Origin of the sequence: Enterobacter sp. 5-4 (genome assembly GCF_000612205.1) — a bacterium.
Taxonomy (GTDB): Bacteria; Pseudomonadota; Gammaproteobacteria; order Enterobacterales; family Enterobacteriaceae; genus Enterobacter; species Enterobacter roggenkampii.
Map to the genome: position 1 here is coordinate 293,383 of NZ_JFHW01000007.1, position 11,172 is coordinate 304,554.

Consider the following 11,172-nt stretch of genomic DNA (forward strand, 5'->3'; position numbering starts at 1 on the left):
TGTTCCGAACGCCCTTCACCTATCTTTCCCGCAGCGCCTCTTTTGCCTTGTTCAGCGGTTTCAACAGATAATCCAGAATGGTTTTGCTGCCGGTTTTAATGTCTACGGTGGCAATCATGCCCGGAAAGACCGGAAATTCCTGACCCTGCTTATTGGTCAGATGGTTACTGTCGGTACGAATATAGACGCGATAGTAATAAACATCTCTTTTCACCTCATCCTGCAGGGTGTCCGGTGAAATCATGGTCACTTCCCCTTCCAGCCCGCCGTAAATGGAGTAGTCATAGGCCGTCACTTTTACCAGCGCCTTCTGGCCAGGATGGATAAACGCCACATCGCGCGGCGAAATTTTCGCCTCAATCACCATCTGATCGTCAAGCGGAACCAGACTCATCAGCTTGCCGTTCGGCGGGATGACGCCGCCCACGGTCGTGACGTCAATATCCTTTACGATCCCGCGAACCGGCGCATTGAAAGTCAGTCGGGTCAGGGAGTCTTCCCGACCCTTCATCACCGAACGCTGGGCTTCAATCTCCGCATTGGCTTTCGCCAGCTCTTCACGGGCGCGGACGTAATACTGGTTTTTCATCTCGGTGATTTTATTCTCAAGCTCATTTTTTTGACGCTCAAGACGCAGCACCTCCACCTTGCTGGCCGCCCCCTGGGTCACCAGCGGACGGGTCAACGACAGCTCGCGTTGCACCAGCTCGGCACCCTGACGTAAACCAGCCAGCCCCTTTTCAAGGCTCTCGCGACGGGACTGATAGAGCGCCGTTTCCTGCTTAACCAGCTCAACGTCGTCATCCAGCTCCTCGGGAAACGTCAGCTCCGTGTCGTTAACTTCGGCCTTCAGGCGTGCCGCCGTGGCCAGCGCCGCATTCAGACGCGACTCGCTCTCCAGCACGCTCGACTCGGTTTTTGTCCGATCAAGCTGCGCGAGCTGCTGGCCGCGCTCGACGATGTCGCCTTCGCGCACCATCAGGCTGTGGATAATGCCGCCTTCCAGGGACTGGATGACCTGCTCATGAGAAGACGGTATCACCTTACCGCTGCCGGTCGTCACCTCATCAAGTTGGAACAGGCTCGCCCAGGCGATAAACGCCGCCAGCAGGGCGAACAGCGACCATGCCACCAGCGTGGCGCGCGGAAGGCGCGGCTCTTTCAGTCGGCTATTAAAACGGGAGAAATCATTCATGCTGCGCCCTCCTCTGCAACCGCCGCCGGTTTCATGGTCACGGTGCGCTGTGCTGTCTTTTGCGGCGCCATGCCGTGCTGGTGCAGGATGGCGTCGCGCGGGCCGTCCATCACGACCTTGCCGTTTTCCAGCACGATGATGCGGTCGACCAGGTCCAGAATCGGCAGGCGATGCGTCGCCACCACCAGCGTCCGGCGCTTACCCAGCCATGTGTGAAGATGCTGAATAAACTGCTTCTCGCTCATTTCGTCCAGCCAGGCGGTAGGCTCGTCCAGCAGCAGGATAGTCGGCGAGGTGATCAGGGCGCGCGCCAGCAAAAGCGCCTGACGCTGACCGCCGGAGAGGCCCGTTCCGCCCTCGTTGATGATGGTGTTCAACCCCATTTTCTGTTTGCGCACAAACTCCAGCGCGCCGCTGTTGACCAGCGCCTGGTGAATCTCATCGTCGGTCGCCAGCGGGTTGCCCATCAGGATGTTGTCCCGCACGGAGCCAAAGAACAGACGGGCCTGCTGGCTCAGCAGCTGCATGTCGCGACGCACGTCGGCCGGGTCGAGATGATTAAGGGCAATATCGTCCAGCAGAATGCTGCCCTGCTGCGGCTCCTGCATGCCCGCCAGAAGCTGTAGGAGCGTGCTTTTGCCGGAGCCATTGCGCCCGAGCACCGCCACGCGTTCTCCGGCGCGGATCTGCAGCTTGCTGATGTTGAGCACGGTGAGTTTCTCTTCCTCGTCGTAATAAAACCCGACGTCCTCAAGGGCATAGTCGCCGCGCAGGTGGGCTTTGTGCACCTTCTTGCCGTGCTGCGGATCGTCAATCGGCCGCTGCATCAGGTCGTCCAGCCCCTTGCGGGCCACTTTTGCCGACTGCCAGCGCGAGAGCACGCCTGAGATCTGCGACAGCGGCGCAATGGTCCGCGACGCCAGAATCGAGGTGCCCACCAGCGCACCGGTGGTCATGTCACCGCTGATGACCAGATAGCAGCCCACCAGCAGCACCACCGCGTAAACAATCGACTGCACCTCCTGCGTCCAGGTGAGCAGCAGGCCCGTCAGCCAGCGCTGCTTCATGCCGACGCTGGCGGCGACGTCGTTGGTGTTATTCCACTGGTTCTGGAAACGCTGCTCGGCGCGCATCAGCTTGATGTCTTCAATGCCCTGCACCGCTTCCACCAGCGTGGCGTTACGAATGGCGGATTCACGCATCCCTTCGCTGGAGAGTTTCCCCAGCGGGCGCTGCACCAGCAGGCCAGGAATAAGCAACAGCGGCACGGCGAGCAGGACCACCAGCACCAGCGGACCGCCAATCATCCACAGAATGAAGACGAACAGCAGGAAGAACGGCAGATCGGAGAGGGCCGCAATGGTCGTCGAGGTGATCAGCTCGCGCACCGACTCCAGCTCGCGGATCTGCGCGATAAACGATCCGGTTGATTTCGAGCGTGCGCCGTTTTTAATCCGCAGCGCGTGGGCAAAGACGCGTTCAGAGATGCGCAGATCGGCGCGCTTCCCCACCACGTCGGAAATGTGCACGCGCAGCATGCGCATGATGAATTCGAACACGATGGCAATCATCACGCCGCCAAACAGCACCCACAGCGTGGCTTCTGACTGCGACGGTACCACCCTGTCGTAGACCTGCATGGAGAAGACCATGCCGGAAAGCGCCAGCACGTTGGCGACCAGCGCCACCAGCATAATGTCGCCGTAGCGTCGCCAGTCCTTCAGCGCCAGCTGCCAGAACCAGTTTTTTTCATACGGTTTGATGTAGTCATCCACGCGGGCATCCGGCGTGGACTCGAGCGGGCGCAGCACCATCAGGCCCTTTAATCGCGACCCGAGCGCCTCGCGCGTCAGCGTCGTCTCCAGGCCGCCGTCGCCGCTGAACTGCAGGCTGACGTTGCCTTCGTTGTCCATGCGGTTGATCACCGCAATCTGCCCGCCGGTGAATTCTGCCAGCAGCGGCAGGCGCCACGGATCGAGGGATGCCGCTTCTGCCGCCACCACGCGCATCCCCAGCCCAAGCTGGCGCGCCATCTCCTCCAGCACCAGCTGGCGCGGCGACTGGCTTTCATGGTTAATCGTGACCCGAACGTGCTCCACCGAAAAGTCCAGCCGGTAGTGCTTCGCGATGATGAGCATGCCCTGCAGCCAGGGTTCGTACTGTGGATGTGTCTTCATAATCTCCGGGGTAACGCAATTCGTCTAAAGAAACGCCAAAAGGCCGCGGGGATCGCTCCCCGCGGCGTTGTTTTACGCAATTAACAGTTGATGGTTCGCCAGCAGCGTCGCCAGATCCGTCTGCACGCCGTTCAGCGTCACCAGGGTGGTTGGCGAGAACTGACCGCCGGTACCGTCCAGGTCAACCTGGATCTCGGTATTGCTGCCGTTCTGCACCACGCGGATGTAATCGCTGATATTCCCCGCGCCGCTGTCCAGCGTGGCCACGCCGTTCACGTAGCTCGCCGAGCCCGTGCCGGTATAGCCGCTGCCGGAGAGCAGATCGCGCAGGTCAATACGATCCGTGTCCGCCGTCCCTTCCCAGGTGCCGACCGTAAAGCCGTTCACCACGTCGTGACCGTTACCGCCCGTGGCATCCGAGGCGTTGATCAGCTTGTAGAGCAGCGTATCGTGACCGCCGCTGCCGATGTTGAAGGTGTCGTTTCCGCCACGGCCTTCGAACCGGTTATCACCGCTGTTGCCGGTGATGACGTCGTCGTAATCCGAGCCGTTAATCCCTTCAATGTTCAGCAGACGCGTGGTGCCGAAGCCGGTGTCCTGCGCGGTTGAGAGGCGCAGGTCAACGGTCACGCCAGAGGTCGCATTGCGGTAATCCACCACGTCCACCCCGCCGGTGTTGCTCCAGGTGTCATGGTCGGAATGGGTAGCCCAGCCGCCGGAACCGTTGTAGGTATAGGTGCCATTTTCGGCGATAAAGGTGTCGTTATACCCGGTTCCGGTAATGGTTCCGCTGTGGCCGCCGGTGGCCGCTTCGGCCGTCAGGACGTAGCCCTCTTTGCCGTTGCCCGCTTCCAGACCGCTCCAGGTGACGTTATCCGACACGCCGTTGGTGATCTTCAGGATCTCGGCCGAATAGGTTTCATTCGGATCCAGCCCGTAGAAGCTCACCAGCGCGGACGTATCGTTCGACCCGATACCGGACTGGGCGTTGATGATCTGCGAGGCCACCAGCACGCCCGCGGCGTTGTACAGGTTGACCGTATTGCCGTAGTAGGCGTTGATGCCCTCGCTGTCGACAATGTGCAGATGCATCGCGGTGCCGTCAGCAATGGTTTTGCTGTTTTGCACCAGCACCACCTTGCCGTTCTGCTGAGAGACCAGCAGGTCCTGCGCACCGTCCCAGTTATAGTCCACTGCCGCCACGCCGGTGGCGTAAGCAATGCCGGACGCCAGCTGGCTGGCGGTCCAGGTGGATCCGTAGCCGTTGTTGGTGAACAGCGTCGCCGTCTGCGAGCCGCCGTAGGTGCTGAGCTTGACGATGTCCATCTGCCCGTCACCGTTCCAGTCCACCGCCACCGACAGATAGCCCGCCGCTGCGTTAGACGCCTCCACCGCGCTCTTGGTGGCCGAGAGCTTCCCGGTACCGTCGTTGTAGTAGATCACTCCGCCGTTGTTGTTGTAGCTGCTGCCCAGGTACAGATCCATGTAGCCATCGCCGTTGAAGTCCGCCCACGTCATGGACGCCGCCGTGGTGGTATTCGAGGCGTTGGGCACAAACACGTTCGTCAGGTTCTGACCGATGGAGAGCGTGCCGTTGCCGTTGTTGTTGATCACGGTTAACGAGTACGCGCCGCTGCGGTTGGTGTGCTGAACCACATCCACGGTGCCGTCATTGTTAATATCGACGCCGGAGATTTCACGCATGGTGGTGAACTGTCCCCAGAATCCCGCGCCGCCGTAGGTGCCGTCAGGCGAGAGTACCCCGTTTTTGTTGATCAGATAGGTAATGGAGTCCGCGCCGGAGTCACCGTACGCCAGATCCAGATACCCATCCCCGGTTTTATCGTAGGCAATCACGCCGCCGAACCAGATGGTGGTGCCCATTGCCAGCTGGCTGGCGTTATAGGTGCTGCCATCGTAGGTCCACATCACCTGCGTTGACCCGGCGTAGGTATTTTCCGTCGCGAAAATGTCCTGCGTGCCGTTACGGTCAAAGTCGGCGGCGGTCTGGCTCACCACGTAGTAGTTACGGGTGTTAGTCAGCGTATTGCCGGCATAGGTCGAGCTATCGCTGCTGGAGTAAGACTGGCCGTTAGCGATGATATTCCACAGACCGCTGCTGTTCATGCCGAGGGTCATGGTGGAGTTGTTGCTGTTCCCCGCCGTGGTTGCCCAGTCGGTGTTCACCGAGGTGGTATCAATCACCAGGCTGCCGGTCGCCGTACCGGTGGTGTTGCCGTTACCCGCGCTGCTCTTCACCTGCGCGGTCACGCTGTAGCTCGCCACGCTCAGCGCATCGCCGTCCGGGATCTGCAGATACCAGGTGTTGTGATCCGGGTCGACCACCACCGCACCGCCCGTCTGGGAGGTGTAGGTTTTGCCGTTCACCGTCACCACCAGGTATTCACCGTTCACCAGGTCAGCGGAAACGGTACCGCTGACAATCGGGGTGGTATCCGACGTGGTCTGCGCGGTAATCGCCGCCGTGGTGGTCGGAATGCTGGTATCGACGTTCAGCACAAAGCCGTCGGACTCCGTGTAGTTTCCGGCCCTGTCGGTGACGCGCACGATGTAGGTGTGATTCCCGTCGCTCAGGCCGTTGTCCTGGAAGGACCAGCTTGCGCTGCCGTTCATGGTCACCTGGCCGAGCAGAACCCCGTCACGGTAAAGCTGCACGATCTCGCCGTCGTCCGGGGCGCGGTTAAGCGTCCCGTTGATCAGCGGCGAGTTATCGTCCGTTGCCACCGCGCTGCCAAAGGTGCCCTGACGCTCACCTTCACCGTCGGTGTAGCTCACGACCGTGCCAACCGTGGTCGGCGGCGTGGTGTCTACCGTGACGACCTGAGAAGCGGTGGAACCCACGTTGCCCGCCTGGTCGATAATCCGCACCTGGTAGGTGTAGTCCCCGTCAGGCAGATCGCGAGTATCGGTGTAGCTCCAGCGCTGGTTGGTGACCGTGGTATCAAGCCAGGTATTCCCGCCGTCGAGGCTGATCTGTACGCGCTCGTCGCTTGCCAGCGCGCTGCCCAGCGAACCGTTGAGGGTCAGCGTGGTGTCCATGGTGATGAAATCACTCCCGGACTGGCCGGTATCGTCGCTGATGCTGTCGATGATGATGCCGTACTGCGGCGCCTGGGTATCCACCGTCACCGCCTGCGAGGTGGTGGCCCCGACGTTCCCCGCCTGGTCGACAACCCGCACCTGATAGTTATGGCTGCCGTCGGTCAGGGCACGCGTATCGCTGTAGCTCCACTGGGTGCCGCTGACGGTGGCGTACACCCAGGTCGTGCCGCCGTCCATGCTCACCTGTACGTACTCGCCCGCGCCGAGTTCAGCGCCGAGCGTTCCGTGCAGGGTGTACGAGGTCGAACTGGTCAGGAAGTCGTTATTGTCGAAGCCGGTATCCACGGTGATGTTATCCACCGACACCGTGATCGCCGCATCCGGAGCAATCGTATCGACGGTCACCTGCTGATGGGCGCTGGCCCCCACGTTACCGGCGGCATCCACCACGCGAACGTAGTAGTCATAGGTCTGGTTACCCAGCGTGCGGCTATCGACGTAGTACCAGCTGTTGCCGGTGACGATCACGTTCTGCCAGGTGACGCCGCCGTCGAGGCTGATCTGGGCGTATTCGCCGTCGGCCAGCGTCGCGCCGAGCGAGCCGTGCAGCGTCAGGGACGTGTCGCGAGTGATAAAGTCGCTGCTGCTCAGGCCGGTATCGTCGCTGATGCTGTCGATGGCGATCGTTTTGCTGGCGTCCGGTGCAACCGTATCAATGGTCACCACCTGAGAGGCGGTGGCGCTGATGTTGCCCGCATCGTCAATCACGCGCAGCTGGTAGTTGTAATCCCCGTCGGCCAGCGTGCGCCCATCGACGTACGTCCAGCTCAGGCCGCTGACGCTGACGTCAATCCAGGTGACGCCGCCGTCAAGGCTGATCTGCGCGTGGTCGCCGCTGCCCAGCGCCGCACCGAGCGTGCCTTTAAGGCTGATCTGGTTGTCGCTGGTGATAAAGTCGCTGCCGGACAGGCCGGTATCCTGCGTAATGGAATCCACGGTAATGGTGGTTGCCGCAGGCTTCGTCAGATCAATCACCACGTCCTGGCTGTCCGTTGCCCCCACGTTGCCCGCGTTATCAATCACGCGGACCTGGTACTGATACGTCCCGTCCGTCAGGGTGCGGCCATCGGCGTAGCGCCAGGTGGTGCCGGTCACGGTCAGGTCGATCCAGGTGACGCCGCCGTCGAGGCTGATCTGCGCCTTCTCGTTATTGCCGAGCTGCGCGGTCAGCAAGCCGTTGACGACGACCTGGCTGTCGTTAGTGATGAAATCCGTTGCGCTAAGGCCGGTGTCGTTTTGCAGCGAATCAATGCTGATCCCCATCGACGGCGCGGTGAGATCCACCGTGACGGTATGGTTATCGCTGGCGCTGTTGCCGATGGTGTTGCTGACCTGCGCGTTAATGACGTAAGAACCGCCGTCTGCCAGCGCGGCCACGTCAGCGCTGCTGACCGTGTAGCTCCAGGTGCCGTCATTCTGGACGGTAGCCGCATAGGTTTTACCGTTCAACGTGAGGGTCACCGTCTGGCCTGCAGGCGCGTTGGTGGAACCGCTGACGACCAGCGGCGTGCCGTGCTCGGCGGCGTTGACGATGTCGTCCTGCGCAAAGGTGTTAATGGTGATGGTTGGGACATCGCCGTTCAGCGTCACGTCGTGCGTTGCGCTGCCCGGGTTGCCCGCCCTGTCGCTTACCGACGCGGTGATGGTGTACTCCCCGTCGCTCAGGCCGAGGAAATCACGGCCCGGTACGAAGACCGACCACGATCCGTCCGCCCCGACGGTCGCCTGATAGCTGTGCCCGTTGAAGGAGACGGTCACCGTCTGGCCCTGTTCCGCCGTGGTGGTGCCGCGGATGGTCTGGCCCGCCAGCTGCTCCGCGTTGTTGACGATATCGTCATCGGCCACGGTGCTGATGGTCACGGTTGGCGCGACGGTATCCACCGTTAAGGTGTGCGTGGTCTGGCCGCTGTTACCGGCTTTGTCGTTGACCGAGGCGGTGACCGTCAGCGCGCCCTGGCTCAGGGCGGCCAGGTCGGCTGCCGGCACGTCGAGCGTCCAGGTGCCGTCGCTGCCGACAAGCGCAGTGTAGGTTTTTCCTCCCAGCGTCACGGTAACGGTCTGCCCCGCCTCCGCGCTGGAAGATCCGTGCACGGTCAGCGGCTGCTGCGCTTCCGCGGCGTTCAGCATGTCGTCAACCGACAGTGTCCGAATGCTCACCACCGGCGCAGTGGTATCCACGCTGATAGTATGCGTTGCGGAGGCGCTGTTGCCCGCGCTGTCCTGTGCCGATACGGACACCTGATAGCTGGCGCCATCGGTCAGGGCGCTGACGTCTGCAACCGGTACGGTGGTCGTCCAGGTGCCGTCGCTCTGAATGGTGGCCGTATAGCTCTTGCCGTTCAGGGTCACGGTGACCTGGGTCCCGCTGGCGAACTGCGCGCTGGAGCCGTTAATCACCAGTGACGAACCGGCTTCAGCCGCGTTGATGACGTCGTCACCGCTAAGGGTGTTCACCGTCAGCGCCACGGAGGCGGTGTTGACCACCACGTCATGGGTCTGGGTGCTGCTGTTACCCGCGCTGTCGGTAATGGTCGCGCTGAGGGTCACGGTGCCGTCGGTCAACGCGGAAATCACGCTGGCCGGAACGCCCACGCTCCAGTTGCCGCTGGCGTCAACGGTGGTGGTGTACTGGTGCGAACCAAGGGTAATAACCACTTTATCCCCGACGTTCGCGCCGGTTGCCGACCCGCTGACGATCTGCGCCTGGCCGTGCTCTACGCTGTTAATGACGTCATCGCCGGCCACCACGTTAAAGCTGACGGTCGGCGGCGTGGTATCAAGCGTAATCGTCTTGCCCGCGCTGCCCGAGTTACCCGCGGCGTCGCTCACGCTCACCTGCACGATGTAGCCGTTATCCGCCAGCGTGGAGAGGTCGCTGCCCGGCACGTTAACGCTCCAGATGCCGCCCTGCAGCACCTTCGCGGTATAGCTCTTACCGCCCAGCGTCACGGTGACCGTCTGACCGACTTCCGCCGTAGTGGTGCCGGAGATTGCAACGCCCGCAGCCGCTTCGCTGGCGTTAATCACGTTATCGCCTGCAACCGTATCAATGGTCACGGTTGGCGCAGTCGCGTCCACGCTGTACTCCCGGCCCGCCGACGCGCTGTTGCCGTGCGCGTTGGTGACGCTCACCTGTACGCTGGCATCGCCGTCCTTCAGGCCCGCGAGATCCGCAGACGGCACGGTGGCCGTCCAGTTACCGTCAGCATCCACCTTCGCGGTGTACGTCTTGCCGCCGAAGGTAACGGTAACGGTCTGGTTTTCCTCCACGTTCGAGGTGCTGCCGGAGAGCACCAGATCCGCGCCTTTTTCCGCCGCGTTAATCACGTCATCGGTGGCAATCGCATCGATGCTGATAGCCACCGCCGCCAGATCGACGGTCACGTCATGGCTGATGGTCACCGGGTTGCCCGCCGCGCTCTGGCCTGCAACGGTCACGGTGACCGTACCTGCTGCGAAGGCCGCGACGTCTGCCGCCGGGATCGCCGCGCTCCAGGAACCGTCTGCCAGCACGGAGGCCGCATAGGTTTTGCCATTGACGGTCACGGTGAGCGTTGTGCCTGCCGCCAGCCCGTCGCTGGTGCCGGAGACGATCAGGTTTTGAGTATGTTCGATGCTATTGATCACATCGTCGCCCGCTACCGTATCAACGCGCAGGCCCGGCAGGTTAGCGTCGATCGCGATCTCGCGCTCGCCGGTCCCGGTGTTGCCATGGCCGTTGGTGACGGTTGCTGACACGGTCAAATCGCCATTGCCCAGCGCCGTCAGGACGGACTCCGGCACGTTCACGGACCAGGTCAGATCGTTCTGCACCGTTGCGGTGTAGGTGTTGCCGCCAATGGTCACGTTGACGGTATTGCCCGCCTCCGCGTTCGCGACCTTGCCGCTGAGGGTCTGGCCCGCGGCCACTTCCGCCGCGTTGATGACGTTATCGCCCGCCACGGTGTCGATGGTGACGGTTGGCAGCGCGGTATCCACCAGCAGGTTCGCGGTGTTGCTCACGCTGTTGCCCACGCCGTTGGTGGCGCTCGCGCTCAGGGTGTAATTCGCTTCGCTCAGACCCGCCAGATCCGCTGCCGGAACGGTCAGGCTCCAGGTGCCGTCTGCCGCCGTCGTGGCCGTGTAGTTTTTGCCGTTGAGGGTCACGGCCACCACGGTGCCTTCTGCCAGGTTGGCGCTGGTACCGCTGACGCGCAGATCATGACCCTTCTCTACCGCGTTCAGCACGTTGTCATCGCTGATGGCGTTGAAGCTGACCGAAGGCAGACCGGTATCGACGGTCACGTTATGCGTGCCGGTGCCGGTATTGCCCGCCGCGTCGGTAACCGATGCCGTGACGGTCACGCTGCCGTCGCTGAGGCCGGAAATCACGCTCGCCGGGACGCCCACGCTCCAGTTGCCCGCCGCGTCCAGCACGGTGGTGTAGGTCTCGCCGCCGATGGTGACGGTCACCTTATCGCCCGCTGCCGCGCCGGTGGCGGTGCCGCTGATGATGTGCGCCTGGCTGTGTTCTGCGAGGTTAATGACATCGTCGCCCGCCACGGTGTTGATGGTCACCGCAGGAACGGTCACATCCACCGTCAGGTTGTGGTCCACGGACGCCGGGTTGCCCGCCTTGTCGCTGACCGATGCGGTCACGGTGACGCTGCCGTCGGTTAATCCTGCCAGATCGGCCGC

3 protein-coding genes are annotated in these 11,172 nt (G+C 62.3%); all 3 read right to left on the minus strand.

Annotated elements, in window-relative coordinates; all coding sequences use genetic code 11:
* Positions 1 to 19: 19 nt before the first annotated feature.
* On the minus strand, positions 20 to 1,195 hold the full coding sequence (locus AA74_RS0103960; RefSeq protein ID WP_021242553.1) for an HlyD family type I secretion periplasmic adaptor subunit: 1,176 nt from the start codon (positions 1,193 to 1,195) through the stop codon (positions 20 to 22).
* Positions 1,192 to 3,372, minus strand: a complete 2,181-nt coding sequence (locus AA74_RS0103965) for a type I secretion system permease/ATPase (protein WP_021242554.1) — start codon at positions 3,370 to 3,372, stop codon at positions 1,192 to 1,194. Before AA74_RS0103965 ends, AA74_RS0103960 begins: the two co-directional genes overlap by 4 nt.
* A 72-nt stretch (positions 3,373 to 3,444) precedes the next feature.
* On the minus strand, positions 3,445 to 11,172 hold a 7,728-nt coding region (locus tag AA74_RS0103970), incomplete at its 5' end, for an S-layer family protein (RefSeq protein WP_025911210.1).